Source organism: Modestobacter marinus, assembly GCF_019799945.1.
Lineage (GTDB): Bacteria > Actinomycetota > Actinomycetes > Mycobacteriales > Geodermatophilaceae > Modestobacter > Modestobacter marinus_B.
Genome location: NZ_JABGCH010000037.1, coordinates 13774 through 40428, shown reverse-complemented (window position 1 = coordinate 40428; position 26655 = coordinate 13774). Strand labels below are relative to the sequence as shown.

The window sequence follows — 26655 nt, the reverse complement described above, 5'->3', positions numbered from 1 at the left end:
TCACCGCGGCCACACCGCACTCGGCGGACTCCCTCCCGCCGCCCGCGTTACCAACCTGACGGGACAGAACATCTAGCCAGCGGCGGCACCGGTCCAGCGCGCGGTCCAGGACGAAGTCGGTGAGCTGGCCGATCCGGCCGATCTGCTCGGCGAGGCCGATGAAGTCGTCGGGCGGCACGGGTCCGTAGCGCGGATGTGACCAGCGCAACAGCGTCTCGACCGAGACGATGTCGTTGGTCCTGGTGTCCACGATGGGCTGGAAGACGACCGAGATCTGCCCCTCGGCCATCGCCGTCTCCAGTTCCGTGCCCAACTGCAGGCGACGGAGGCTCTGCTGGTCCAGAACCGGGTGGTACGTGGCCACCCCACCGGAGCCGTGCGCGGCGAGCAGGGCGACGTCGGCCCGCTGGATGAGCGTGCCGGCGTCCGAACCGTGCACCGGGGCGGCCGCGACACCGATGGTCAGCGACACCTCCAGGTCCAGGCCCGCCACCGAGGCGCGGGTGGAGGCCGCCTCCCGCAGCCGGCGCGCGGCCCGCTCGGTGGCCGGCAGCGACAGCCCGGGCAGCAGGACGGCGAACTGGCCGCCCTCCATCCGGGCCAGCATCGCCGAGGGCGGCGCGTGCTCGCGCAGCAGGCCGGCGGTCACGACCAGCAACTCGTCGCTGGCCCCGTGACCGAGCGTGTCGGTGACGTTGGTGTAGCCGTCGAGGGAGGCGAGCACCAGACCGGCCCGGGAGCCGGCGGGGTCCTCACGCAGGATCGCGTCGATCTCGACGGCCAGCCGCTGCCGGTTGGGCAGGCCGGTGAGGCGGTCGTGGTCGGCGTCGTGGCGGATCTGGCTGAGCAGCTGCTGCTGCCGGATCGCCGCGTTGACGTGGGTGAGCATCGAGTCGAGTGCGCCCCGGTCGCCGGAGGCGAAGGTGACGATGTCGCTGCGGCGGTCGCAGACCTCGAGGTACCCGGGCTCACCGGCCGCAGTGGTGACCGGGGCGCCCAGCACCTCGCGGGCTCCGCGCCGGGCCAGGGCGGCGAGCTCCCCGGTGTCCGCGCGGGCCGCCGAGAACAGGACCGGGCCGTCGGCCTCGGGGGCGAGCGCGCGGCGGCGCACCAGGTCGTCCGGGTCGCCCGGGCCCGCGTACCACTCGAGGCCGCCCTCCCCGTCGACGACGAGCCGCGGGCCCTCGTCCAGGTACGGCGGCAGCCAGAGGGCCACCCGCTCGGCGTTGAGCAGCTCGCGGACCGCGCTGACGATCTCCCGGGTGCCCGCCTCGTCCGGGGTCACCAGCTCGACGCGGCGGGCGAAGTCGTAGACCCGCTGCACCGTGCGGCGCTCGCGGGAGGCCCGGGTGGACTGGCGGAAGATCGCCACGAAACCGACGAGCAGCGGCAGGATCAGCGTCCAGGCCCAGGGGTTCTCCTCGACGAGGAGCAGCGCGATCACGCCGACGACCACGCTCAGCGGGCCCACCGCGGTGCTGGGCAGCGCGGAGAGCCAGAACGACCAGCCGGGGAAGCCCTGGCTGAGGGAGATGGCGGCGCCCACACCGACCATCCCGACCAGCCCGGTGACCAGGATGGCGAGCACCAGCGACAACCAGGTGACGGGGTCGGTGATGTCCAGCGGGGGCAGCAGCGACAGCACCGCCAGCGCGGCACCCAGCTCGGCGACGCCCAGGGCGGCGTTGAAGGCCAGCTTGGCCGCGGGGTAGTGCTGCCAGGACATCACCACGACGATCGCGGCGACCCTCGTGACTGCCGTCCAGGTGCCGCCGACCTCGACCAGCCCCACCACCAACGCGATCTCGGTGGGCGACAGGGAGATCGTCTGCTTGCCGACCTCGAGGTCGAGCTGCACCGACTCGGTGAGCACGAAGGCGGCGAAGAGGGCGGCGACCGCCCAGAACGGCGGGGTCGTCCACGACACCGGCAGGGTCGGCAGGGCCGCGATGACGGCGAGCGCGGCGGCGAGGGCAGCGATGCTCCAGGGCCGCCGGAGCAGGGGGACCCCCTGCTGCTCGGGGGCGGTGGTGTCGGCCAACGGGGACCTGTCTGATAGGAGCGGCGTCGGCGCGACGGTAACAGCGGGGCATCTGCCGGTGGCAGACGTCTCACCCCGACGGGGTGGGCACGTCCGCGCGCCACCCCGTCGGGGTCGTCATCGCGTCAGCGACCCCACTTCCAACCACGGCCCCACTTCCAGCCGCGGGCGGCGGAGGTGGACTGAGCAGCGAAGACGGAGGTGGTGGCGGACATGGGTGCTCCTTCGTGGCGCGGACAGGCTGCAGGGATGCGGCAGCCGCCCGCGCGGGGGCAGAGCGTCGTCCGGCACAGACCGCAACGAGGAGACTGCAGCGGGTCACCCACACGATGCAAGTCTTGACACGGACGTGTCCCCGACACCGCGAGTGTCGTCGCACTGCGTGACTATCGTTAGTACAAGATCATCATCTGGAGAACCCGATCGGGCGACGCTGCCGCCCCGACGGCGGCGCCACCTTGTCGATCACGTCGAGGGGGTCGGGCGCGGGAGGCGCGGGGCGGGTCAGCAGCGCGCTCGAGGCCGCACATGCCCCCCCCCCGCGCAGCAGTCTCGGCTCCTCCCGTCGTCCCGCCGGGGTGCCGCGCCCGCCGAAGGAAGCCGACGGCGTCGTCGGCCACGCGGACCCGGCCGGTGTCCGGCGGCAGGCGCGCCTCACCGTCGGCGTGCAGACCGGTCCCCGCAGCGTCGAGGAGTCCGTCGACCAGGTCCTCCGCCGGTCCCCGCACCAGGTGCCCCGGTGCGGTGACGAGCGTCCACAGGCGGTGCCAGTCGGTGGCGTCGGAGAGGGCCCGCGCGTACTCCAGGGAGTAGCGGATCCGGTCGCCGAACTCCTGCACCGCGACGTAGGCACCGGCGACCTCGCCGCCACGGTCGGTGACCGACGTCTCGGCGGCCGGCTCGCTGACGAGCAGGCCCAGCCCCCGCAGCGCCGCTTCGGTGGTGGCGTCGACCGGCGTGCCCGCGCCGGCCGCGACGAGCGCGGGGACCAGCCCGTCGAGCTGATCGGCGACGAGCTCGCCCAGCGGAGCCGCCAGGAGCCGCAGCGTGGCACGTCGACGTCGCGCAGCACCGGGTCGTCCCGCTCGCCGGGATCGGGGTCGAGGCCACGGCCGAGCGACTCCAGCAGGCTCCTGGCGACCGCCGGCGTCCCGGCGGCGGCCGTGGCGAGTCCGACCACCCGGGCCGAGTCTCCCCCGCCGGCCAGGACCGCTCCAGCAGGACGCGCCACGCAGGCGCACTGGCCAGCAACGTGGCCGCCGCGGCCGGGTCCCCGGCCCGGGCCAGCACCGTCAGCGCGGCGGCGACCGGGTCGGGGTGGGTGCCGGTCGTCCGGTCGACCGCGCCGACGCCCTCGCGTCCTCGCGTCCTCGCGCACCTGCCTTCCCCACGACGCCGCCAGGCCCGCTCCCGCCGCCGGGGCGGCAAGCACCACGCCCATGCCCACGGCGACCTGGTCGACGGCGCCGTCGGGGTCGGCCGACCAGGACACCGGCGAAGACCGAATCGGCCGCGAGGGGCAGCCAGCGGTCGGCGGCGGCCAGCAGCTGGTCCGTGGTGCCGGGGCGGGTCAGGTCGGCGGCCGCCTCGACCGCGAGCCGGGTCAGCTCCCCGTGCCCCAGCCGGGGAGCCGGGCGGCGAGCCGGACGGTCAGCGCGGCGGCCGTGCCGGGATCGGCGCCGTCCAGCGCAGTGGTCGCGCGCGCCAGCGCCGCGGTGGTCGCTCCGGCGTCCTCCTCCAGCGCGACGAGCAGCGCCCCGTGCTCGGTCCGGCGATCCGCGTCCGCCCCGCGGCGACGTCGGCGACCAGCGCGGTGGCGCCGGGCGGGACGGGGACGGCGGCGGCCGCGGTGGGCGCGAGGAGCACGGCCAGCCGGGCGCGGGCGGCGCGGAAGGCGACCCGCTGCTCCTCGCGCAGCTCCGCGACCCGGCCGGCCACCTGCAGCCACAGCTCGTGGTGCGAGACGAGGCGGGCGACGCCCGCGGCGAGGGCGTTTCGCAGGGCCGCGGTGAGCTGGGTGACGGCGGCCACCTCCCCCGCCGCCACCCGGGCATCCGCGCCCCGCCAGCCGTCCAGGACGGCGGCCGGCTCCAGCAGGTGGACGGCGAGGCCCGCGGAGAAGCCCGCCGCCGTGAGCCCCTGCAGCACCGCGTCCAGCTCGGCCGGTGAGCCCGGCGGGGTCGGGCAGGGCCTCCGGGACCGGCAGGACGACGGTCACTCCGCCACCGCCGCATCGGCCCGCGGCGACAGCGAGCCGTCCAGCCGGAGCCGGGAGTCGGCGGCGGCCGCCACCGCGCCGGCCAGCCACCCCAGCTCGCCCGCCACGCAGCCGGTCGCGGTGCGCAGCGTCCCGGTGAAGCGGGCGAGTCCCACGCCCAGTGAGCCCGCGATCGTCCCGTCGGGCACCGCGGCCCCGACCTGTGCGACCCGGAGCGCCGACGCGTCGAGCACGGCGGAGAGCGCGTAGAGCCGCTCGGGCACCACCTCGATCGCCATCCCGGGAGTCTTGCGGCCCGCCGGGCGCGGGCGGGGCGTCGTCCACAGGCTGCGGACCGGGTGGGCGGCGTCGATGCCCCGTCGTCCACACCGTCCACAGGCGCTGTCCACAACCGGTGGACAGTGACGCGACCGACTGCCGGGACCAGCTACCCTCCGCGCCGTGCGAGCACGCCGGCCTGCCGCCGTCGACCCGGAGGCGGGCTCGACGCTGCCCTTCGTGCTGGTCTGCTGGCTCGTCGCCGCCCTGATGGTGCTCGGCGCGATCACCGCCTCGGACGCCTTCCTGGAGCAGCAGGACGTGCAGTCGGCGTGCGACGGCGCGGCGCTCGCGGCGGCGAACCAGGCCGACGAGTCGATCGTCTACACGCGAGGGGTGGGCAGCGAGCTGCCGCTCACGCGGGCGACGGCGGAGGTTGCCGTCGCCGACCACCTCGCCGACGCCGGCGTGCGGCTGGACTCGTGGTCGGCGGCGACGGACGGGGCCGAGGTCACCGTGACCTGCACGCGGTGGGTGCGGGTGGCCTTCGACTGGCTGTTCCTCGGCGGCGGCCCGCTGGAGCGCACCGCGGTGGCCGGCGCCCGCGCGCCGACGGCGCCGTGATCCGGCCCGGGAACGAGGACGGCCCCCGACCGGTGAGGTCGGGGGCCGTCGTACCAGGCGTGGCGGGTGAAGGATTCGAACCTTCGTAGGCTAAGCCGACGGATTTACAGTCCGCTCCCATTGGCCACTCGGGCAACCCGCCGTGGTGGTACCGGGAGAGCGTACAAGACGACGGACCAGGGTCAGCCCAGGGTCCCGGTGCGCGCGGGTCGCCCGCGCGTGAGAGAGAGGTGGCGAGATGGCCGACGCGTCCTTCGACGTGGTGAGCAAGGTCGACCGGCAGGAGGTCGACAACGCGCTCAACCAGACGGGCAAGGAGCTGTCCCAACGATTCGACTTCCGGGGCACGAACGCCTCGATCGCCTGGGCCGGCGAGAGCGGCGTCACGCTGCAGGCCGACACCGAGGAGCGGGTGAGCGCCGCGCTCGAGGTCTTCCGGGAGAAGCTGGTCAAGCGGGGGATCTCGCTGAAGGTGCTCGACGCCGGGGAGCCGCAGGCCTCGGGCAAGTCGTACAAGATCGGCGCGACGATCAAGCAGGGCATCGAGTCCGACACCGCCAAGAAGATCGCGAAGATCATCCGCGACGAGGGTCCCAAGGGCATCCAGGCGCAGATCCAGGGCGACCAGCTGCGGGTCAGCGGCAAGAAGCGCGACGACCTGCAGGCGGTTCAGCAGCTGCTGCGCGGCAAGGACCTCGACGTCGCCCTGCAGTTCGACAACTACCGCTGAACCAGCTGGCCGTCCCGCGCGACCACCCGGCCGGCCCGCACCACCACGGCGCGGGCCGGCAGGTCCACCACGACCTGCGGCAGGCACTCGCCCTCGACGAGCAGGAAGTCGGCGGGTGAACCCGGGGTGAGGTCGGCCCGGGGCAGGCCCAGCACGTCCGCGCCGCCGTGGGCCGCGCTCAGGTAGCAGTCGGTGAGCTCCTCGTCGAGCCGCACGCGGGTGATGAGGCCGAGAAGGTGGGCGCGGTGCAGCATGTCCGCGTTGCCGAAGGGGCTCCACGAGTCCCGGACCCCGTCGGAGCCCAGTCCCACGCGGACCCCACGGGCGCGCAGGCGAGCGACCGGCAGCACCCGGACGACGTCGGGCACCACGGTCGTCAGGGCGACCCCGGCCTCGGCCAGCTCGTCGGCCAGCCGCTCGGCATCCGGCGCGGCCGGGACGCAGAACGCGTGGCTGACGGTCACCGTGCCGCCGAGGCCCAGCGCCCGGGTCCGGGACATGATCTCCCGCAGCGGCACCAGGCCGGCGGGCCCGGTGTCGTGCAGGTGGACGTCCACGCCGAGGCCGTGCGCCTCGGCCAGCCCGAAGACCAGGTCGAGCTGGGCCTCCATCGCGTCGTCGAAACCGATCGGGTCGATCCCGCCGACGACGTCGATCAGCCCCTCCCGCGCGGCCTCGGCCAGCAGCTCCGCGGTGCCGGGTGCCCGGTGCACACCGTGCTGCGGGAAGCCCACGACCTGCACGGTGAGGGCGTGCGCCAGCCGGCGGCGGGCCTCGTGCACCCCGAGCAGGCCCGCGAGCCCGTACGCGGGGGCGACGTCGACGTGCGCCCGCATCGCCCGGGTGCCCATCGCCGCCGCGTGCGCCATCAGCCGGCCGGACCGCTCGGCGACGGGCGACGCCAGGCGGTGGAAGGACTCGACGTCCTGCTCGACGTAGCCGGCGATGCCGTCGGTCACCGGCCTGCGGGCCGACCACGGCTCGCCCCACGACGTCTTGTCGGGGTGGACGTGCGCGTCGACCAGCGACGGCAGCGCCAGCAGGCCACGGCCGTCCACGACGTCACCGATCTGCTGCGCGTCGACCAGGCCGTCGGCGATCACCCCGTCCGCCACGACCAGGTCGCGGGGAGCGCCGCCCATCGGCCGCACGTCCCGGAACACGGTCGCCGGGCCGGGGCCGGGCCGTCCGCCGATCGAGCCCATCGCCCCTCGCCGTCCTCCGTGCCGGTCGATCAGTGCTGGCCGCGCTGCCGGGCCATCTCCTCCAGCCGCGCGATGCGCTGGGGCATCGGCGGGTGCGTGGAGAACATCGAGGCCATCCCCTGCCCCCGGAAGGGGTTGGCGATCATCAGGTGGCTCTGCGCGACCAGCCGATCCTCCTGCGGCAGCGGCCGCGCCGCGATGCCCCGGTCGAGCTTGCGCAGCGCGCTGGCCAGCGCGAGCGGGTCCTGCGAGAGCTCGGCGCCGGAGGCATCGGCCTGGTACTCGCGGCTGCGGCTGACCGCCATCTGCACCACCCCGGCCGCGAGCGGCCCGAGGAACAGCAGCAGCAGTCCGCCCAGGACGTTCCCGCCCTCCCGCTCGTCCGAGCGGCCACCGAACATCGAGGCGAACATCGCCATGTGCGCCGCGTAGGTGATGACCGTGGCCATGGCGCCGGCGACCGAGCTGATCAGGATGTCCCGGTTGTAGACGTGCGAGAGCTCGTGCGCGAGGACGCCGCGCAGCTCGCGCCGGTCCAGCAGCTCCAGGATCCCCTGGGTGCAGCACACCGCGGCATTGCGCGGGTTCCGCCCGGTGGCGAAGGCGTTCGGCTGGTTGGTCGGGCTCACGTAGAGCCGCGGCATCGGCTGGCGGGCCTCGGTCGCCAGCTCGCGGACGATCGCGTACAGCTGTGGCGCCTGCGTCTCGGTCACCGGGAACGCGCGCATCGCCCGCAGCGCCAGCCGGTCGGAGTTGAGGTAGGCGTACCCGTTGACGCCGAGCGCGACGAGCACGGCGACGAACAGCCCGGTGCGACCGAAGAAGCTGCCGACCAGCAGGATGACGCCGGCCATCAGGCCCAGCAGCACGGCCGTCTTCAGCCCGTTGCTCCACCGTCGCACGCCCTTCGAACGCGACGGGGCTCCGGGCCGTTCCCCTGGTGGGACGCGGGGTACTCGCCGCAGTGGCGGCCGGACTGTGGCTTGTCTCACGTTCGCGCACCGAGGGGTCGGTACCGGCGCGCCACGCACGTAACCTGGCCATCCGGAGGTAGCTCACACCATGACTGGCACCAACCCCGGAATCACCACTCTCGCGGACGACGTTGCCCCGACCATGGACACCGCAGCCCACAGCTCCGCCCCGGGCGGGCTCGTCAAGAGCGTCGTCGAGCTCGACCGCGTGGTCATCCGGCTGGCCGGGGACTCGGGCGACGGCATGCAGCTGACGGGTGGGCGCTTCACCAGCGAGACGGCGTCCTTCGGCAACGACCTGTCGACGCTGCCGAACTTCCCCGCCGAGATCCGTGCACCGACGGGGACCCTGCCGGGGGTCAGCTCCTTCCAGCTGCACTTCGCCGACCACGACATCATGACGCCCGGTGACGCCCCCGACGTCCTGGTCGTGATGAACCCGGCCGCGCTGAAGGCGAACCTGCCCGACCTTCCCGGCGGCGGCCTCATCATCGCCGACTCCGACGAGTTCACCGCCCGCAACCTGGCCAAGGTGGGCTACGCCAGCAACCCCCTCGAGGACGGGTCGCTGGACAAGTGGCAGCTGGTGAGCGTGCCGCTGACCGCGATGACGCTCGAGGCGCTCGCCGACTCCGGCCTGGGCAAGAAGGAGGCCGAGCGGAGCAAGAACATGTTCACACTCGGCCTGCTGTCCTGGATGTACCACCGGCCCACCGAGGGCACGATCCGCTTCCTGGAGCGGCAGTTCCGCCGCAAGCCGCAGATCGCCGCGGCGAACATCGCCGCCTTCCGCGCCGGCTACAACTACGGCGACACCACGGAGGCGTTCGCGGTCTCCTACCAGGTGAAGCCCGCCCCGATGGCGCCGGGCCGCTACCGGCACATCTCCGGCAACCAGGCGCTCGCCTTCGGGCTCGTGGCCGCCGGGCGCCGCTCGGGCCTGCCGGTGTTCCTCGGCGCGTACCCGATCACCCCGGCCAGCGACATCCTCCACGAGCTGAGCCGGCACAAGGCCTTCGGTGTGCGCACCTTCCAGGCCGAGGACGAGATCGCCGGCATCGGCGCCGCCCTGGGCGCCTCCTTCGGTGGCGCGCTGGGCGTGACGACGACGTCCGGCCCCGGCGTCGCGCTCAAGGCCGAGACCATCGGCCTGGCCGTGATGACCGAGCTGCCGCTGGTGATCGTCGACGTGCAGCGCGGTGGCCCGTCCACGGGGCTGCCCACCAAGACCGAGCAGTCGGACCTGCTGCAGGCCCTCTACGGGCGCAACGGCGAGGCCCCGGTCCCGGTGATCGCGCCGAAGTCCCCCGGCGACTGCTTCGACGCCGCCCTCGAGGCCGCCCGGATCGCGCTCACCTACCGGACCCCGGTGATCCTGCTCTCCGACGGCTACCTGGCCAACGGCGCCGAGCCGTGGGCGATCCCCGCCGAGGAGGACCTGCCCGACCTGCGGGTCGAGTTCGCGACCGCGCCCAACGGCGAGGACGGCGAGTTCCTGCCCTACCTGCGCGACCCGGAGACCCTGGCGCGTCCGTGGGCGATCCCCGGCACCGCGGGGATGCAGCACCGGATCGGCGGGCTGGAGAAGGCCGACCGCACCGGCAACATCTCCTACGACCCGGCGAACCACGACTTCATGACCCGCACCCGGCAGGCCAAGGTCGACGGCATCGCGGCGTCCATCCCGCCCACCGACGTGGACGACCCGGACGGCGACGCCCGCGTCGCGGTCATCGGCTGGGGCTCCACGTACGGGCCGATCGGCGCCGCCTGCCGGCAGATCCGCACCTCGGGCCGGTCGGTGGCCCAGGTGCACCTGCGGCACCTCAACCCGCTGCCGGCCGACCTGGGCGCCGTCCTGGCCCGGTACGACCGCGTGGTCTGCCCGGAGATGAACCTCGGCCAGCTGGCGATGGTCCTGCGGGCGAAGTACCTCATCGACGTCCTGAGCCACACCCAGGTGCGCGGGCTGCCCTTCCGGGCCGCCGAGCTCGCCGGGGTGCTGCAGGACGTCATCGACAGCACCAGCACGCCGGGCGCCGTCCCGGCCGGGAACGGAGCCGCGCTGTGACCACGCTCGACGCCCACGTGCACGACCTGGGGATGCCCGCGCCCGGTCCCATCGCCGACGCGGTCGCCGCCTCCGGCGAGAAGACCACCACGCTGAAGGCCAAGGACCTCAAGACCGACCAGGAGGTCCGCTGGTGCCCCGGGTGCGGTGACTACGTCATCCTCAACGCCGTCCAGAGCTTCCTGCCCACCCTCGGCATCGCCCGCGAGGACATGGTCATCATCTCGGGCATCGGCTGCTCCTCGCGCTTCCCGTACTACATGAACACCTACGGGATGCACTCGATCCACGGCCGGGCGCCGGCCATCGCGACCGGCCTGGCCGCGTCGCGGCCGGACCTGTCGGTGTGGGTCGTGACCGGGGACGGCGACGCGCTGTCCATCGGCGGCAACCACCTGATCCACACCCTGCGCCGCAACCTGAACCTGACGATCCTGCTGTTCAACAACCGGATCTACGGGCTCACCAAGGGCCAGTACTCCCCCACCTCCGAGGTCGGGAAGGTCACCAAGTCCACGCCGATGGGCTCGCTGGACCACCCGTTCAACCCGGTGTCGCTGGCGCTGGGCGCGGACGCGACCTTCGTCGGCCGGGCGATGGACTCCGACCGCAAGGGTCTCACCGACGTGCTGCGCCAGGCCGCGGAGCACCGGGGGACCGCGCTGGTGGAGATCTACCAGAACTGCAACATCTTCAACGACGGCGCGTTCGAGCTGCTCAAGGACCCGACGACCGGCCCGATGTGGACCATCCCGCTCGAGCACGGCAAGCCCCTGGTGTTCGGTCCGGACGGCGCCTCCTGCGTCGTTCGGGACGACTTCGGTGGCCTGCGGATCGCCGAGACCAACCAGGTCGACGCGTCCGAGATCGTGGTGCACGACGCGCAGCGGCAGGACCCGTCCTACGCGTTCGCGCTGTCCCGGCTCGCGACGCAGGACCTCCGCTACACGCCGATGGGCGTGTTCCGGAAGGTGGTCAAGCCGACTTACGAGCGGATGATGGCCGACCAGCTCACCGACGCCGCCGATCAGACGCCGGCCGACCTGGACGCGCTGCTCACCGGCACGGACAGCTGGACCGTCGGCTAGAGCTGCAAGATCCACGAGGAGGGGCGTCCGGCACCGGGTGGTGCCGGACGCCCCTCGCTCGTCAGGTCGGCAGGTCAGTGGTACTCGTGGTCAGCTCCAGTGCTTCTCCTCGACCTCCACGTACTCGCTCTCCTCGTCGAGCTCGTCGCCGTCCTCGTCCTCGAAGCGCACGGTGACCTTGGCCTTGCCCTCCTCGACCTCGTCGTCACCCTCCTTGTCGAGGGTCACCTCCTTGGTGTGCTCGTCGCCGTCGCAGTCGAGCTCGTTGTCGAACTCCTTCTCGTACTTGACGTCGTCGTCCCACTGCTTGAGCGTGACCTTGGTGGTGATGTCGTCCTCGTCGCCCCAGCACTTGTAGTCGAACTCGACCTTGACCTTGTCGCCGTCGTCCTTGATCCAGGCCTCGTCGTCGATCTCGAGCACCTCGGCGTCGGTGTCGTCGTGTCCGTCGTGGCCACCCCCGCTGGCCAGCGCGGGCCCGGCTCCGGCGAACACGAGCGCGGTCACCGCGGGGGCGACGAGGAACAGTCGAGCAGAACGCATGGGATCTCCCTCTCATCAGCCGCGAATGCGGCCCTCTGACATGGCGGGGCCGACCCTTCCGAGCTGTGTCCGGGACCACATCCACACCCAGATGAACCGAGGCTGAACGGTTCCGTAACCCCGGCGGGGCGTCACGGGCAGCAGCAACCCGCACCCCTGCTGTGGTCCATAGGGCGACTCAGGCCGCCGGTGTGACCCGCAGTAGCTGGTCGGTGCCGTTGCCGTTGTCGGTGGTGACGTAGAGGACGCCGTCGGCCCCGGCCTGCGGGGTGCGGATCCGGCCGTACGTGTCCTCCAGCTCGGGGAGCCGGAACTGCTCGACCAGCGCGCCGGCGCCGTCCAGCCGCAGGGCGAGCACACCGGTGTCCTTCAGCACGCCGGCCAGCAGCAGCCCCTCGTAGGCACCCCAGGCCGCGCCGTCGAGGAAGGAGATGCCGCAGGTCGCGATGGTCGGCGCACCGGAGGCCCACACCGGCGGGACGACGCCGGGCCGGGTGAGGTCGGTCATCGGCACGCTCTCGTCGTAGCTGCCGCCCGGGCCGTCCGGGTCGTAGCCGTAGTCGCCACCGGGTACCGACGGGCTGATCTCGTCGTCCCGCCGGGTGCCCTGCTCGGCGACGAAGACCCGCTCGGTGCCCGGCTGCACGGCGAGCCCCTGGACGTTGCGGTGCCCGTAGCTCAGCAGCAGGCGGGTCCGCGGGTCGGGGTCGGCAGCGAACGGGTTGCCCGGCGCGGGCCCGCCGGTGGCCGGGTCGATCCGCAGCACCTTCCCGGCCAGGGAGGCGCGGTCCTGCGGGTTGCTGCCGACCGCGTTGTCGCCGGTGCCGACGAGCAGGGCGCCGGTGGCGTCGAAGCGCAGCCGGCACCCACCGTGCCGGCCGCTGCCCTCGTTGACCGGGATGCCGCCGAGCAGGGGGTCGGCGACCCGGGTGGCGGTGCGCCACTGCTCGTCCACGGTCCAGGCGGTCACCTGCACCTCGGCGCCGTCGCCCTCCCGGATGCCCGCGCAGGTGTAGAACCGCCGGTCCGCGGCGAACGACGGGTCCAGCACCAGGCCCATGAGGCCGGTCTCCCCGCGGGCGAAGAGGTCACTGAAGTCGGCCGCCACCTCCTGCACCGTCCCGTCGGGCCGCACCGCGGTCAGGCCACCGGAGCGCTCGTCGAGCAGCAGGGTGCCGTCCGGGGCCTGGGCGACGTCCCAGGGGTGGTCGAGGCCGTCGGCGAGCACCTCGACCCGCAGGGCGGGCACCACGGTCGACGCCGCAGCCGACGGCGGGCCGGGGGTCGGCTCCGCGGGCGCCGGGGCCAGGCTCGCCGAGCTGGTCGGTGCGGACGCCGCGGCCGGGTCGCCGTTCCCGACCCCGCAGCTCAGCAGCAGGGGGACCAGGCAGAGCAGCGACCACGGCCGTCGGCGCACCGCCCCAGGATGCCTGCCTCAGCTGGTGCGCGTCACCACGTAGGAGCACAGCGCGGACAGCGCCTCGCGCACCGGCCCCGCCGGGACGTCGACCAGCCGGGCCCGGGCGCGCTCGGCGTACTCGGCCAGCACGCCGGTGGCGCGCTCGAGGTACGCCGAGCTGCGCAGCAGGGCCAGCGCCTCGGCGTGCTCGGCCTCGTCCACGACGGGGCCGGCGACCAGCTCCCGGAGCCGGCTCTCGGCCGGGTCGTCGTCGGCCAGCGCGAACAGCACCGGCAGGGTGGCGATCCCCTCGCGCAGGTCGGTGCCGGGGGACTTCCCGGAGGCGCCCTCCTCGCTGAGGATGTCCAGCAGGTCGTCGGACAGCTGGAAGGCCACCCCCACCTCCTCACCGAACGCGGTGAGGGCGGACACCAGCTCGGGGGCGACGCCGGCGAACGAGGCGCCGAAGCGCGCCGAGGTGGCCACCAGGGAGCCGGTCTTGTCGGCGAGGACGCCGAGGTAGTGGTCGACCGGGTCCTCCCCCGGCTGCGCGCCCACGGTCTCCCGCAGCTGGCCGGTGACCAGCCGCTCGAAGGTCTGGGCCTGCACCCGGACGGCCTCCGGGCCGAGGTCGGCCAGCAGGTCCGAGGCCCGGGCGAAGAGGAAGTCGCCGGTCAGGATCGCCACGCTGTTGCCCCAGCGGCTGTTGGCGCTGGGGGCGCCCCGGCGCACGGCGGCCTCGTCCATCACGTCGTCGTGGTAGAGCGTCGCGAGGTGGGTGAGCTCGCAGACGACGGCGGCCTGGACCACCTCGGGGGCGTCGGGGTCGCCGAGCTGCGCGGCCAGCAGCGCGAGCATCGGCCGGAACCGCTTGCCCCCGGCGGCCATCAGGTGCCCGGCGGTCTCGCGCACGAAGGCGTGCTCGCTGGCGACGGCCGCGGTGAGCGCGGCCTCGACCCGGGCCAGCCCCGCGGACATCGACTCCCCCAGCGCCCCCTCGGGCAGCCAGGGTCCGATCGTCGAGGCAGGGGTCGAGGGCCGGTGCCACGACTGGGCGTCCACCTGCGTGTCGTTCCCGCCCCGAGGGCTGGTGGTGCCGGCTCCGGTCATCAACCGAGGAAGATACAGCCCGTTCCCGGTGTCCCCGAGAGCGGTTGCCTCATCCGACCAGCACCGCAGCGGACTGCGCCAGGTCCAGCACCGACCCCGGCACGATCCCCAGGACCAGGGTGGCGGCCGCGGTCACCGCCAGCACCGCCGTGGTCGGGGACCCGGGCACGCCGATCGTGGGGCCGTCGGGCGCCGGGTCGGAGAAGTACATGAGCACGACGACGCGCAGGTAGTAGAAGGCCGCGACGGCGCTGGTGACGAGGGCGACGACGGCCAGCGGCCACGCCCCGGTCTCGATGGCGGCCCGGAAGACCGCGAACTTGCCGGTGAAGCCGCTGGTGAGCGGGATCCCGGCGAGGGCGAGCAGGAACAGGGTCATCAGCGCCGCGGTCAGCGGGGAGCGCTGCGCCAGGCCGGCCCACCGGGACAGGTGGGTGGCCTCCCCGGAGCCGTCCCTGACGAGGGTGAGCAGGGCGAACGCGCCGATCGTGGTGAGCCCGTAGGTGAGCAGGTAGAACATCGTCGCGGCCAGGCCGGGGTCCTCGCCGTCCCCGCTCAGCCCGATGACGCCGGTGAGCAGGAAGCCGGCGTGCGCGATCGAGGAGTAGGCGAACAGCCGCTTGAGGTCGGTCTGGGTCAGGCCCAGCACCGCGCCGACGACCATGGAGGCGATCGCCAGGGCGTAGACCAGGGGCCGCCAGATCTCCTCCGCGGTGCCGAAGGCCATGTAGAGCAGCCGGAGCACGGCGCCGAACGCGGCGACCTTGGTGGCCGCGGCCATGAAGGCGGTGACCGGGGTCGGCGCGCCCTGGTAGACGTCCGGCGTCCAGACGTGGAAGGGCGCGACGCTGGCCTTGAACATGAGCCCGACGACGAGCAACGCCAGGCCGAGGACCAGCAGCAGGTCGTTGCCCGCACCGGTCGCGCCCTCGCGGATCACCGCGAGCCGGACGCTGCCGGTCGCGCCGTAGACCAGGGCCAGGCCGTAGAGGAAGAAGGCGGAGGCGAAGGCGCCCAGCAGGAAGTACTTCAGCGCGGCTTCCTGGGAGAGCAGCCGGCGGCGGCGGGCCATCCCGCAGAGCAGGTACAGCGGCAGGCTGAGCACCTCGAGCGCGACGAACATCAGCAGCAGGTCGTTGGCGCTGGTGAACAGCATCATGCCGCCGACGGCGAAGGTGACCAGCGGGTAGACCTCGGTCTGCACCCGCTCGGAGACGGCCAGCTGCACGTCCCGGGCGCTGCCGGCGGGCACGGCCGCGGAGGCGACGAACGCCGACCGGGCCGGGTCCAGCGACCGCTCGGCGAACAGCAGGACCGACAGCGCGCCGAGCGCGGTGATCGTCGCCTGCAGGAACAGCGCCACGCCGTCCACGGCCAGCGCCCCGCCGGCGGTGACCTCGCCGGTGCCGGCCAGCAGCAGGGTGGTCACGAAGCCGCCGACCGTGCCGACCAGCGCGATCCCGACCTGGACCGGGTGCCGGACGGCGCGCGGGGCGAACGCCTCCACCAGCACGCCGACGCAGGCGGCGCCGAAGACGAGCAGCAGCGGGGCCAGCGCCGCGAAGGAGAGGTCGGGTGCCTCGATCGGGGGCATCAGTCGGTTCCTTCCTCGCCCACGGCGGGGCTGGTGCCCGCCGGGTCGACGCCGGCGTCGCTCATCGTCGCCTGCACCGCCGGCTCCACCAGCGCGATGAGCGGCTGCGGGAAGAAGCCGAGCAGCAGGACCAGCGCGACCAGCGGCGCGACCACCGCCAGCTCCCGCGGGGAGAGGTCGCGCACCGGCGCGGTCCGGCCGGGCGCGGGTGCGGTGAGCACCGCGGTGGCGCCGCCCCCGTCCGGTCGGGCCGCGGTCGGGGGTGGCGGCTCCTCCGCCGCCGCGAGCACGCCGCGGAACGGCCCGTGCATGGTGCGTTGGTAGACGAGCAGCACGTAGAGCGCGGCCAGGATGATGCCTACCGTCGCGACGACGGTGAACACCGGCCGGTTCGGGAACGAGCCGATGAGCACCAGGAACTCGCTGACGAAGCTGTTGGTGCCGGGCAGCGCGAGCGACGCCAGGCCGGCCAGCAGGAAGACCCCGGCCAGCAGCGGCGCCCGGGACGAGACGCCGCCGTAGTCGGCGATCCGCCGGGAGCCGCCGCGGGCGATGAGCATGCCGACCACCACGAACAGCAGACCGGTCGCGATGCCGTGGTTGACCATGTACAGCACCGCGCCGGTGGCGGCCTCGGTGCTGAAGGCGAAGATGCCGAGCGCGATGAAGCCGAAGTGGGCGATCGAGGTGTAGGAGACCAGCCGCTTGAGGTCGGTCTGACCGACCGCGAGCAGCGCGGCGTACAGGATCCCGATGACCGCGAGGGTGAGCACCCACGGGGCGAGCTCGCGGGAGGCGTCGGGGAACAGCGGCAGGCAGTAGCGCAGGAAGCCGAACGTGCCCACCTTGTCCAGGACGCCGACCAGCAGCACCGCCCCGCCGATCGGGGCCTCGGCACCGGCGTCGGGCAGCCAGGTGTGGAACGGCACCAGCGGCGCCTTGATCGCGAAGGCGAGCGCGAACCCGGCGAACAGCAGCTTCTGCACGCCGGGGTCGATGTCCAGCTGGCGGAGCGCGTCGAAGGCGAACGTGCCCTCCCCCAGCTGCGAGTTGCTCACCACGTACAGCCCGATGACCGAGGCGAGCATGACCAGCCCGCCGAGCAGGCTGTAGAGGAAGAACTTCACCGCCGCGTACTGCCGGTTCGGCCCGCCGAAGCCGCCGATGAGGAAGTACATCGGGACCAGCATCGCCTCGAAGAACACGTAGAAGAGGAAGACGTCGGTGGCGGCGAAGACCCCGACCATCGTCGACTCGAGGGCCAGCAGCCAGGCCCAGAACGTCCGCATCGAGCGCTTGCCGGTGGACGTCTCGTGCCAGGACGCCCCGACGACGACCGGCACCAGCACGCCGACCAGCAGCAGCATGACCAGGGCGATGCCGTCGACGCCGAGGGCGAACTCGACGCCGAAATCGGGGATCCAGGGCGCCGAGCTGGTCAGCTGGAAGCGCGGGCCGCCCGGGTCGAAGGCCACCGCGGCCAGCACCGCGAGCACCAGGACGACGAGGCTGACCGCGAGGGCCAGCAGCCGGGCGAGGCCCGCCTTGGCGGCCGGCAGCGCCGCGACGACGCCGGCTCCCACCGCCGGGACCACGATCATCGCCAGCAGCCACGGGACGTCGCTCATCGGCTCCCCTCCGGTCGGGTCGTGTGGGTCATGCCGTCGTCCCGGCCACCAGCGCGCCGGCGACCAGCACCGCGCCGCCGAGGATGCCGAGCGCGTAGCTGCGCACGAAGCCGGTCTGCACCCGGCCCAGCCGGGACGACGAGCCGCCCAGCGCCGCCGCCGTGCCGTTCACCAGTCCGTCGACCCCGCGGTTGTCCAGGAAGACCAGCGCCCGGGTCAGCCAGACACCCGGCCGCATGATCAGCGCCTCGTTCACCGCGTCGGCGTACAGCGCCCGGCGGGCGGCGGCCACCACCGGGGAGACCCGGGCGGGCGCCGTCGTCGGCACCTCGCGGCGGCCGACGACCAGCCAGGCCGCCAGCACCCCGAGCGCCATCACCGCGGTGACCACCACGCCGACGACGGCCGGCGCGACGACGTGCGCGGCCTCTGCCGGCTCGCCGAACACCGGCTCCAGCCAGGCGTCCAGCGGGAACACCTGCACCAGCAGGAACCCGGCGGCCACCGAGCCGACCGCCAGCAGCACCATCGGCGCGGTCATCACCGGCGGCGCCTCGTGCGGTGTGCCAGTGGGCAGAGCGGAGTCGTCCTCCCAGCGGGGCCGGCCGAAGAAGGTCATCAGCACCAGCCGGGTCATGTAGAAGGCGGTGAGCCCGGCGCCCACGACGGCGACCGCGCCGAGCAGCCAGCCCGACCAGCCGCCCCGGTCGAGGGCGGCCTCGATGATGGCGTCCTTGGTCCAGTAGCCGGACAGGAACGGGAAGCCGATCAGCGCGAGGTAGCCCAGGCCGAAGGTGACGAACGTGACCGGCAGGCGCCGGGCCAGCCCGCCGAACCGGCGGATGTCGGTCCGGTCGCCCATCGCGTGCATCACCGACCCGGCCCCGAGGAACAGCCCGGCCTTGAAGAACCCGTGGGTGAGCAGGTGCGCGATGCCCGCGGCGTAACCGACCGGCCCGAGCCCGACGGCCAGGAACATGTAGCCGATCTGGCTGACCGTCGAGTACGCGAGGACCTTCTTGATGTCGTCCTGCGCGCAGCCGGCGATGGCCCCGATCAGCAACGTCACCGCGCCGACCGCCAGCACCACGTTCCGTGCGGTCGGGGTGGCGTCGTAGATGGGCGCGCTGCGCGCGATGAGGTAGACGCCCGCGGTGACCATGGTCGCCGCGTGGATCAGCGCGGAGACCGGGGTCGGGCCCTCCATCGCGTCGGGCAGCCACGCCTGCAGCGGGAACTGGCCGGACTTGCCGCAGGCCCCGAGCAGCAGCAGCAGGCCCAGCGCGGTGACCGTGCCGCCGGCGAGCAGCCCGACCGAGCCGAGCACACCCGCGTAGCTCGTCGTCCCCAGCTGGGCGAACATCACGAAGATGGCGAGGGCGAGGCCGACGTCGCCGACCCGGTTCATCAGGAACGCCTTCTTCGCCGCCGTGGCGGCGGCCGGTCGGGTGTACCAGAACGCGATGAGCAGGTACGACGCCAGGCCGACGCCCTCCCAGCCGACGTAGAGGGCCACGAAGCTGTCGCCGAGGACGAGCAGCAGCATCGCCGCGACGAACAGGTTGAGGTAGGCGAAGAAGCGGCGGCGACCGGGGTCGTGCGCCATGTAGCCGATCGAGTAGACGTGGATCAGGCCGCCGACCCCGGTGATGAGCAGCACGAACACCGCCGACAGCGGATCGAGCAGCAGGCCGGCCTGCACGTCAAGGCTGCCGGTGGAGATGAAGGTGAACAGCTCCACGCCGGCAGACCGCTCGTCCAGGCCGGCCAGCTGCACGGTGCACAGCAGGCCGAGCACGAACCCGGCGAGGACGGTCGCGGTGGCCAGCAGGTGGCCCCACCGGTCGGTGCGCCGGCCGCCCACGAGCAGGACGGCGGCGCCGGCGAGCGGCAGGGCGATGAGCAGCCACACGGCGCTGAGCAGCCCGGTGGCGGGCACGGTCTCCATCCGGCGGGGTCCCCGTCTCTCAGTACTTCAGCAGGTTGACGTCGTCGACGGAGGAGGACCGGCGGGTGCGGTAGACCGACATGATGATCGCCAGCCCGACGACGACCTCGGCGGCGGCGACGACCATGACGAAGAAGGCGATCAACTGGCCGTCGAGGGTGCCGCTGGCCCGCGCGAAGGTGACCAGGGTGAGGTTCACCGAGTTGAGCATCAGCTCCACGCACATGAAGACGACGATCGCGTTGCGCCGGACCAGCACCCCGATCGCGCCGATGGTGAACAGCACCGCGGCGAGCACCAGGTAGTTCGCGAGGCTCATTGCTCCACTCCTCGCTCGTTCCGCTCCTCGCTCGTTCCTCGCTGCGATGCTCGCTCGCCCGTCGTCCTCGCGAGGCTCATTGCTCCACTCCGGACTCGTTCCGCTCCTCGCTCGTTCCTCGCTGCGATGCTCGCTCGCCCGTCGTCCTCGCGAGGCTCATTGCTCCACTCCGGACTCGTTCCGCTCCTCGCTCGTTCCTCGCTGCGATGCTCGCTCGCCCGTCGTCCTCGCGAGGCTCATCGGGGCGTGTCCTCTCCGCGGTCCGCCGTCCCCAGCGCCGCGTCCGTCCCGCCGGCGTGCGGCAGCCCCTCGCGCTCGATGCCGAGCGAGCCGGTCGGCGCCAACTCGTCGACCTGCTGCGCCTCCACCCCGGTGGCGAGGCTGAGCCGCGACTGGGTGCCGTCGGGCAGCCGGCCGGGCAGTGCGATCGAGTTGCCCCGGGCGTACACGCCGGGGCCGGGCAGGGTCTGCGGGTGGTCACCGTCGAGGAACCGCGCCCGGGAGAGCTCCTTCTGCGTGCGGCGCTCGCCGGGCTCGCGTTCGACGTGGGCGAGCACCATCGCGCCGACGGCGGCGGTGATGAGCAGCGCGCTGGTGACCTCGAAGGCCAGCAGGTAGCGAGTGAAGAGCAGCTCGGCGATCGCATGGATGTTGCCCTCGCCGCCGGCGTCCTCCCCCAGCCCGCGGACGACGGCGCCCTCGGCCGCCCGGGCGACCCCGGCGCCGACCAGCCCGGCGAACCCGATGCCCAGCACGATCGCCGCCACCCGCTGCCCGCGCAGCGTCTCGACCACCGAGTCGGAGGACTCGCGCCCGACCAGCATGAGGACGAACAGGAAGAGGATCATGATCGCGCCGGTGTAGACGATGATCTGCACCGCGCCGAGGAACGGCGCCCCCTGGACGACGTAGAACACGCCCAGCGCGAGCATCGTGTTGACCAGCCAGAGAGCCGAGTGCACGGCGTTCCGGGACAGCACCATGCCCAGCGCGCCGGCCAGCGCGATCGGCCCCAGGATCCAGAACGCGACGGCCTCGCCGGTGCCGATCTGCACCCCCTCGGCGGCCGCGGCCAGCGGGGTCACGCCTGCGCTCCGGCCACCGGGGCCTCACCCACGCCGGACTCCGCCGGTCCGGGCGGGCGCACGTAGTAGTCCTGCTCGTCCTTGCCCAGCCGCATCGGGTGGGGTGGCGCCTCCATGCCGGGCAGCAGCGGCGCCATGAGCTGCTCCTTGGTGAAGATCAGGCTCTGCCGGTCGTCGTCGGCCAGCTCGAAGTCGTTGCTCATCGTCAGCGAGCGGGTCGGGCAGGCCTCGATGCACAACCCGCAGAAGATGCAGCGCAGGTAGTTGATCTGGTAGACGCGGCCGTAGCGCTCACCGGGGCTGAAGCGGGCGTCCTCGGTGTTGTCCCCGCCCTCGACGTAGATCGCGTCGGCCGGGCACGCCCAGGCGCACAGCTCGCACCCGACGCACTTCTCCAGCCCGTCCGGGTGCCGGTTGAGCACGTGCCGCCCGTGGTAGCGGGGCTTGGTCTCCTTCGGCTGGTACGGGTACTCCTCCGTCGTCACCTTCTTGAACATCGTGGCGAAGGTGACGCCGAAGCCCTGCGCGGGCCCGGGGAGCTTGCTCAGGCGCTTGGCCGGTGCGGCCGGCGCGTCGTCCGACCGGCGGGCGAGCGCGCCGGGCTCGCGGCGGGCCGGGGTGTTCTCAGACATCCGCGTCCTCCTGCGGTGACGGGGCGCCGGCGCCGACCGGCTCGCGGCGGCCCAGCCGCGGGGACGGCGGGACGACGAGGTCCATCGGCGGGACCGGGAACCCACCGGCGGCCGGCCGCTGCTTCCCGGCCGGGGGCAGCACCTCCGGGACGGTGGGCGTGGTGGACCCCGCCGCGGCGGCGCGGGCCGCGAGCCGGGTGTCGCGGTTGCTGGCCCGCGAGGCGATCAGCAGCCCGGCGACCACCAGCAGGGCCAGCGGCACGCCGACGAAGACCGCGACCTCGCCGACGTCGGCGCCGCTCTCCCGGGCGACGGTGCGCATGGTGGCGACGGCGAGGATCCAGACCAGCGCGGTGGGGACCAGCACCTTCCAGCCGAAGCGCATGAACTGGTCGTAGCGGAGCCGGGGCAGGGTGCCGCGCAGCCAGATGAAGACGAACAGCGCGACGATGACCTTGCCGAAGAACCACAGCAGCGGCCACCAGCCGGAGTTGGCGCCGTCCCACTCCGACAGCGGCCACGGTGCCCGCCAGCCGCCGAGGAAGAGGGTCGCGGCCAGCGCCGAGACGGTGACCATGTTGACGTACTCGGCCAGGAAGAACAGGGCGAACTTCAGCGACGAGTACTCGGTGTGGAACCCGCCGACCAGCTCGCTCTCGGCCTCGGGGAGGTCGAAGGGCGCCCGGTTGGTCTCGCCGACGACCGCGGTCACGTAGATGACGAAGGAGACCGGCAGCAGGACGGCGAACCAGCTCGGCCCGGTGACCGCGCCGCCGAACAGCGGGATCCCGTCGGCCTGCGCGGCGACGATCTCCGACGTGGACATCGTGCCGGCGTAGAGGAACACCGCGACGATCGACAGCCCCATCGCGATCTCGTAGCTGACCATCTGCGCCGCGCTGCGCAGCCCGCCGAGCAGCGGATAGGTGGACCCCGACGCCCAGCCGCCCAGCACGATGCCGTAGACGCCCATCGCCGAGCAGGCGAGCACGACGAGCACCCCGATCGGGGCGTCGGTGAGCTGCAGCGGCGTGCGCTCACCGAAGATGCTGACCGTCGGCCCGAGCGGGATCACCGAGAAGGCGAGGAACGCCGGGATCGTCGCGATCACCGGGGCCAGGAAGTACACCGGCCGGTCGGCGAGCGCCGGCATGATGTCCTCCTTGAACGCCAGCTTCAGCCCGTCGGCGAGGCTCTGCAGGCTGCCGCGGGGGCCGACCCGGTTGGGGCCGATCCGCTGCTGCATGCGGGCGACGACCTTGCGCTCGAAGACGATGGCGAACAACGTCATCAGGACCAGCACGACGAAGACGCCGACGACCTTGATGAGCACGATCCACCACGGGTCGGAGCCGAAGTCGGCCAGCGTCGGGGAGTCCGCGGCGGCGAGCGGGCTCATGCCGCACCTCCTGCACTGAGGGTCACGATGCTCCCCGGGCCGGCGCCCAGGGTCGTGCGCACGTGGCTGCCCGGAGAGCGCATGGGCAGCCACACCACGCGCTCGGGCATCTCGGTCACCAGCACCGGGAGGGTCACCGAGCCCGCGGGGCCGGTGACGGTGAGCAGGTCGCCGTCGGCCAGCCCCAGCCGCCGGGCGTCGTCCTTGCCCAGCCGGGCGGCGGGCGGCCGGGCGGTGCCGGCCAGCGCCGGCTCCTCGCGCTGCAGCGTGCCGTCGTCGATCAGCTGCCGCCAGGAGGCGAGCACCGCCTGGTCCCGGCCGACCGGCGGGGTCGGCCGCGGCGCGACGTCCAGTCCGGTGGACGGCGGAGCCGACGTGGCGCCGCCGAGGGCCATCAGCTCGCCGCGCGCGGCGGTCACGGTGGGCAGGCCGAGCTCCACCCCGAGGGCGGCGGCCAGGCCCTGCAGGACCCGGGCGTCGCTGAGCTGCCCGCTGCCGTGCAGGGTGGCGTCGAACGCCCGCACCCGGCCCTCCCAGTCCAGGTAGGCGCCCGCCTTCTCCGCCGCGGCGGCCACCGGCAGGACGACGTCGGCGTGCGCGGTGACCGCCGAGGGGAAGAGCTCGAGGCTGACCACGAAGCCGGCCGCGGCCAGCGCCGCCGCGGCGAGGATGGGGTCGGGCAGGTCCGCGGGGTCGACCCCGCCGACCAGCAGTCCGCCGAGGGCGCCGTCCCGTGCGGCGGTGAGGATGCCGGCGGTGTCCCGGCCCGGGGTGGTCGGCACCGGCGCGCCCCAGCGCTCGGCCACCTGGGCGCGGGCCGCGGCGTCGGTCACCGGGCGCCCGCCGGGCAGCAGGCCCGGCAGCGCACCGACCTCCACCGCTCCGCGCTCGCCGGCCCGGCGCGGCACCCAGCCGATCCGGGCACCGGAGGCCCGGGACAGGGCGACGACCGCGGAGAGGCCGCCGGGCACCTCGGCCAGCCGCTCGCCGACGAGCACCACGGCCCCCGGCTCGCGGATCGCCTCGACGGCGGGGCCACCCCAGGTGCCCGCGGCGAGCGCGGTCAGCGAGCGGGCCTCGTCGCCGGGGACGGTGCTGAGCACGGTGGCCTGCAGCTTCTCCGCCGCCCGGGTGGTGAACGGCGCGACGTCGAAGACCCGCATGCCGTTCGTGCGGACCGCGCGGCGCAGCCGCAGGAAGACGATCGGCGACTCCTCCTCCGGCTCGAACCCGACCAGCAGGACCACCGGGGCTGCGGTCAGCTCCTCGTAGCTCAACGCGCCCGCGCCCGGAGCGGTGCCGGCCACGTGCGCGGCGAGGAACGCCAGCTCCTCGGCGGAGTGCGCCCGCGCCCGCGCGTCGACGTCGTTGGTGCCCAGCACCACCCGGGCGAACTTGGCGTAGGCGTACGCGTCCTCGACGGTCAGCCGGCCGCCCGGGAGCACCCCCACGCCCCCGGCCGCGCGGGCCGCGGCCAGCCCCTCGGCGGCCACCGTCCACGCCTCCGGCCAGGAGGCCGGCCGGAGCTCACCGTCCCGGCGCACCAGCGGCGTCACCAACCGCTCGTTCGACGTGGCGTACCGGAACGCGTACCGGCCCTTGTCGCAGTTCCACTCCTCGTTGACCGCCGGGTCCTCCCCGGCCAGCCGGCGGGTCACGACGCCGCGGCGGTAGTCGGTGCGCTGCGCGCAGCCGCTGGCGCAGTGCTCGCACACGCTCGGCTCGCTGCGCAGGTCGAACGGGCGGGCCCGGAACCGGTAGGTCGCGCTGGTCAGCGCGCCGACCGGGCAGATCTGGGTGGTGTTGCCGGAGAAGTAGGAGGAGAACGGCTCGTCCTCGTAGACCGCGACCTGCTCCAGCGCCCCGCGCTCGAACAGCTCGATGAACGGGTCACCGGCCACCTGCTGGCTGAACCGGGTGCAGCGGGCGCACAGCACGCACCGCTCCCGGTCGAGCAGGACCTGCGACGAGATCGGCAGCGGCTTGGGGTAGGTGCGCTTGACGTCGACGAACCGGGACTCGGCGCGGCCGTTGCTCATCGCCTGGTTCTGCAGCGGGCACTCGCCGCCCTTGTCGCAGACCGGGCAGTCCAGCGGGTGGTTGACCAGCAGCATCTCCATCGTGCCCTGCTGGGCCTTGTCGGCGACCGGGCTGGTCAGCTGCGTGCGCACGACCATGTCCGGGGCGACCGGGGTGGTGCAGGAGGCGACCGGCTTGCGCTGCCCCTCGACCTCGACCAGGCACTGGCGGCAGGCGCCGATCGGGTCGAGCAGCGGGTGGTCGCAGAACCGCGGGATCTGCACCCCGATCTGCTCGGCGGCCCGGATGATCAGCGTGCCCTTGGGCACCGCGACGGGGAAGCCGTCGATGGTGCAGTGCACGGCGTCCGGCGGGGTGTGCGGACCGGGGGCTCCCGGCGGCAGCGCCGGAGCCGGCTCGGGAACGGCGGGGGTCAACGTCACGAGGCCACTCCCACGGGCTCGATCCGGAGCGAGCGGCCCAGCCGCACCTGCTCGTCCGGGGGCAGCAGGGCGACGTAGTCGTCGCGGAAGTACTTCATCGAGCTGGCGATGCAGCTGGTGGCACCGTCCCCGAGCGGGCAGAAGGACCGGCCCAGGATGTTGTCGGCGATGTCGGTGAGCAGGTCCAGGTCACCGGCCGTGCCCGCACCGTCCAGCAGCCGCTGCAGGACCTGGGCCAGCCAGAACGTGCCCTCCCGGCACGGGGTGCACTTGCCGCAGCTCTCGTGCGCGTAGAACTCGGTGAACCGCAGGGTGGCCTCGACGATCGAGTCGGTCTCGTCGAACACCATCAGCGCGGTGGTGCCGAGCATCGAGCCGGCGGCGGCCACCGAGTCGAAGTCGAGCGGGACGTCGAGGTGCTCGGCGGTGAAGTAGGGCGTCGAGGAGCCGCCCGGCGTCCAGAACTTGAGCTGGTGGCCCGGGCGGACGCCGCCGGCCATCTCCAGCAGCTCGCGCATCGTCGTCCCCATCGGGGCCTCGTACTGGCCCGGCCGGACCACCCGGCCGGACAGCGAGTAGACCTTCGGGCCGGGCGAGCGCTCCGGGCCGAAGAGCTTCAGCCAGTCCGCCCCGCCGCGCACCACGTAGGGCACGGTCATCAGCGTCTCGACGTTGTTGATCACCGTCGGCGAGCTGTAGAGGCCGGCGACCGCCGGGAACGGCGGCTTGAGCCGCGGCTGGCCCCGGAAGCCCTCCAGCGACTCCAGCAGCGCGGTCTCCTCGCCGCAGATGTAGGCACCGGCGCCGGCGTGGACGACCAGCTCCAGGTCGTAGCCGGAGCCGAGGACGTCGCGGCCCAGGTACCCGGCGGCGTAGGCCTCCTGCACCGCGGCCATCAGCCGGCGGTGTGCGTGCACCGCCTCCCCGCGGACGTAGATGACGGCGAAGTGCGACCGGATGGCGTAGGCGGTGATGACCACGCCCTCCACCAGGGCGTGCGGGTCGGTCGTCATCAGCGGGAGGTCCTTGCAGGTGCCCGGCTCTCCCTCGTCGGCGTTGACCACGAGGTACTTGGGCGCCGCGGCCGGCCCGGTGGGGCTCTCCCCCGGCTTGGGCTGCGGGATGAAGCTCCACTTCATGCCGGTCGGGAAGCCGGCCCCGCCGCGGCCGCGCAGTCCGGAGTCCTTGACCATCGCGACCAGCTCGTCGGGTGCCATCGTCAGGGCCTGCCGCAGCGCGCGGTAGCCGTCGGTCGCCTCGTAGGCGTCCAGCGTCCAGGAGCGCTCGAGGCCGAAGCGCTGGGTGAGGACGGGGGTGAGCGGCATCT

22 protein-coding genes and 1 tRNA gene are annotated in these 26655 nt (G+C 73.6%); 4 read left to right on the top strand and 19 right to left on the bottom strand.

The genetic code is table 11. The annotated features are described in order from the left end of the window. The 4 genes from HK417_RS21765 to HK417_RS21750 all read right to left on the bottom strand — a co-directional run. The coding region (locus tag HK417_RS21765) for a diguanylate cyclase domain-containing protein (protein ID WP_222271781.1) at positions 1 to 2041 on the bottom strand (2041 nt) is incomplete at its 3' end. Positions 2042 to 2433: 392 nt separating this feature from the next. After that, entirely contained in the window at positions 2434 to 3282 is an 849-nt protein-coding gene (locus HK417_RS21760; protein ID WP_222271764.1) for a hypothetical protein, read from the bottom strand. 409 nt (positions 3283 to 3691) lie between these two features. Continuing rightward, positions 3692 to 4189, bottom strand: coding sequence for a hypothetical protein (locus HK417_RS21755; protein ID WP_222271753.1), 498 nt, complete (start codon positions 4187 to 4189; stop codon positions 3692 to 3694). A gap of 66 nt (positions 4190 to 4255) precedes the next feature. Next, on the bottom strand, positions 4256 to 4648 hold the full coding sequence (locus HK417_RS21750) for a hypothetical protein (RefSeq protein ID WP_222271751.1): 393 nt from the start codon (positions 4646 to 4648) through the stop codon (positions 4256 to 4258). Positions 4649 to 4700: 52 nt separating this feature from the next. Here HK417_RS21750 and HK417_RS21745 point away from each other — a divergent pair, with 52 nt between their 5' ends. Beyond that, the gene (locus HK417_RS21745) at positions 4701 to 5141 is read left to right on the top strand and encodes a pilus assembly protein TadG-related protein (RefSeq protein WP_222271747.1); all 441 of its coding nucleotides are present in this window, start codon (positions 4701 to 4703) and stop codon (positions 5139 to 5141) included. Between the two features lie 60 nt (positions 5142 to 5201). Here the strand turns inward: HK417_RS21745 and HK417_RS21740 are convergent. Then, positions 5202 to 5283, bottom strand: a tRNA-Tyr gene (locus HK417_RS21740). Positions 5284 to 5379: 96 nt separating this feature from the next. On the opposite strand from HK417_RS21740, the gene HK417_RS21735 reads away from it, so the two are divergent. Next, positions 5380 to 5871, top strand: coding sequence for a YajQ family cyclic di-GMP-binding protein (locus tag HK417_RS21735; RefSeq protein ID WP_222271743.1), 492 nt, complete (start codon positions 5380 to 5382; stop codon positions 5869 to 5871). Here the strand turns inward: HK417_RS21735 and HK417_RS21730 are convergent. Beyond that, a complete protein-coding gene (locus HK417_RS21730) occupies positions 5862 to 7076 on the bottom strand; it encodes an amidohydrolase (RefSeq protein ID WP_222271740.1) in 1215 nt (404 codons plus the stop codon). The two genes, HK417_RS21735 and HK417_RS21730, sit on opposite strands and share 10 nt — an antisense overlap. Positions 7077 to 7105: 29 nt before the next feature. After that, the gene (gene htpX / locus HK417_RS21725; protein WP_222271736.1) at positions 7106 to 7978 is read right to left on the bottom strand and encodes a zinc metalloprotease HtpX; all 873 of its coding nucleotides are present in this window, start codon (positions 7976 to 7978) and stop codon (positions 7106 to 7108) included. Between the two features lie 214 nt (positions 7979 to 8192). Here htpX and HK417_RS21720 point away from each other — a divergent pair, with 214 nt between their 5' ends. Together HK417_RS21720 and HK417_RS21715 are read left to right on the top strand one after the other, a co-directional pair. Further along, on the top strand, positions 8193 to 10121 hold the full coding sequence (locus HK417_RS21720; RefSeq protein WP_261327543.1) for a 2-oxoacid:acceptor oxidoreductase subunit alpha: 1929 nt from the start codon (positions 8193 to 8195) through the stop codon (positions 10119 to 10121). After that, entirely contained in the window at positions 10118 to 11209 is a 1092-nt protein-coding gene (locus tag HK417_RS21715; RefSeq protein WP_308123760.1) for a 2-oxoacid:ferredoxin oxidoreductase subunit beta, read from the top strand. Before HK417_RS21720 ends, HK417_RS21715 begins: the two co-directional genes overlap by 4 nt. A 90-nt stretch (positions 11210 to 11299) precedes the next feature. On the opposite strand, the gene HK417_RS21710 is transcribed toward HK417_RS21715, so the two are convergent. The 12 genes from HK417_RS21710 to nuoF form a co-directional block, all read right to left on the bottom strand. Next, positions 11300 to 11752: a hypothetical protein gene (locus HK417_RS21710; RefSeq protein ID WP_222271715.1), complete on the bottom strand. Its 453-nt coding sequence runs from the start codon at positions 11750 to 11752 to the stop codon at positions 11300 to 11302. 178 nt (positions 11753 to 11930) lie between these two features. Next, positions 11931 to 13169 carry a PQQ-dependent sugar dehydrogenase gene (locus HK417_RS21705; protein ID WP_222271712.1) on the bottom strand — a complete coding sequence of 413 codons (1239 nt, stop codon included), beginning with the start codon at positions 13167 to 13169 and terminating at the stop codon, positions 11931 to 11933. 18 nt (positions 13170 to 13187) lie between these two features. Then, a complete protein-coding gene (locus HK417_RS21700) occupies positions 13188 to 14261 on the bottom strand; it encodes a polyprenyl synthetase family protein (RefSeq protein ID WP_222271709.1) in 1074 nt (357 codons plus the stop codon). Between the two features lie 49 nt (positions 14262 to 14310). Then, entirely contained in the window at positions 14311 to 15855 is a 1545-nt protein-coding gene (gene nuoN, locus HK417_RS21695) for an NADH-quinone oxidoreductase subunit NuoN (protein ID WP_222271697.1), read from the bottom strand. Then, positions 15855 to 17483, bottom strand: coding sequence for an NADH-quinone oxidoreductase subunit M (locus HK417_RS21690; RefSeq protein ID WP_222271694.1), 1629 nt, complete (start codon positions 17481 to 17483; stop codon positions 15855 to 15857). Before HK417_RS21690 ends, nuoN begins: the two co-directional genes overlap by 1 nt. A 28-nt stretch (positions 17484 to 17511) precedes the next feature. Next, on the bottom strand, positions 17512 to 19431 hold the full coding sequence (gene nuoL, locus HK417_RS21685; protein WP_222271685.1) for an NADH-quinone oxidoreductase subunit L: 1920 nt from the start codon (positions 19429 to 19431) through the stop codon (positions 17512 to 17514). Positions 19432 to 19450: 19 nt separating this feature from the next. After that, complete coding sequence (nuoK, locus tag HK417_RS21680) at positions 19451 to 19750, bottom strand: NADH-quinone oxidoreductase subunit NuoK (protein ID WP_222271677.1); 300 nt, start codon at positions 19748 to 19750, stop codon at positions 19451 to 19453. Between the two features lie 236 nt (positions 19751 to 19986). Then, a complete protein-coding gene (locus HK417_RS21675; protein WP_222271674.1) occupies positions 19987 to 20835 on the bottom strand; it encodes an NADH-quinone oxidoreductase subunit J in 849 nt (282 codons plus the stop codon). After that, on the bottom strand, positions 20832 to 21467 hold the full coding sequence (gene nuoI, locus HK417_RS21670; RefSeq protein WP_222271671.1) for an NADH-quinone oxidoreductase subunit NuoI: 636 nt from the start codon (positions 21465 to 21467) through the stop codon (positions 20832 to 20834). The genes HK417_RS21675 and nuoI overlap by 4 nt, the downstream gene beginning before the upstream one ends. Further along, complete coding sequence (gene nuoH, locus HK417_RS21665; RefSeq protein WP_222271661.1) at positions 21460 to 22866, bottom strand: NADH-quinone oxidoreductase subunit NuoH; 1407 nt, start codon at positions 22864 to 22866, stop codon at positions 21460 to 21462. The genes nuoI and nuoH overlap by 8 nt, the downstream gene beginning before the upstream one ends. Beyond that, positions 22863 to 25328: an NADH-quinone oxidoreductase subunit G gene (locus HK417_RS21660; protein ID WP_222271648.1), complete on the bottom strand. Its 2466-nt coding sequence runs from the start codon at positions 25326 to 25328 to the stop codon at positions 22863 to 22865. Before HK417_RS21660 ends, nuoH begins: the two co-directional genes overlap by 4 nt. Continuing rightward, on the bottom strand, positions 25325 to 26653 hold the full coding sequence (nuoF, locus tag HK417_RS21655) for an NADH-quinone oxidoreductase subunit NuoF (protein ID WP_222271645.1): 1329 nt from the start codon (positions 26651 to 26653) through the stop codon (positions 25325 to 25327). The genes HK417_RS21660 and nuoF overlap by 4 nt, the downstream gene beginning before the upstream one ends. Between the last annotated feature and the right edge of the window lie 2 nt (positions 26654 to 26655).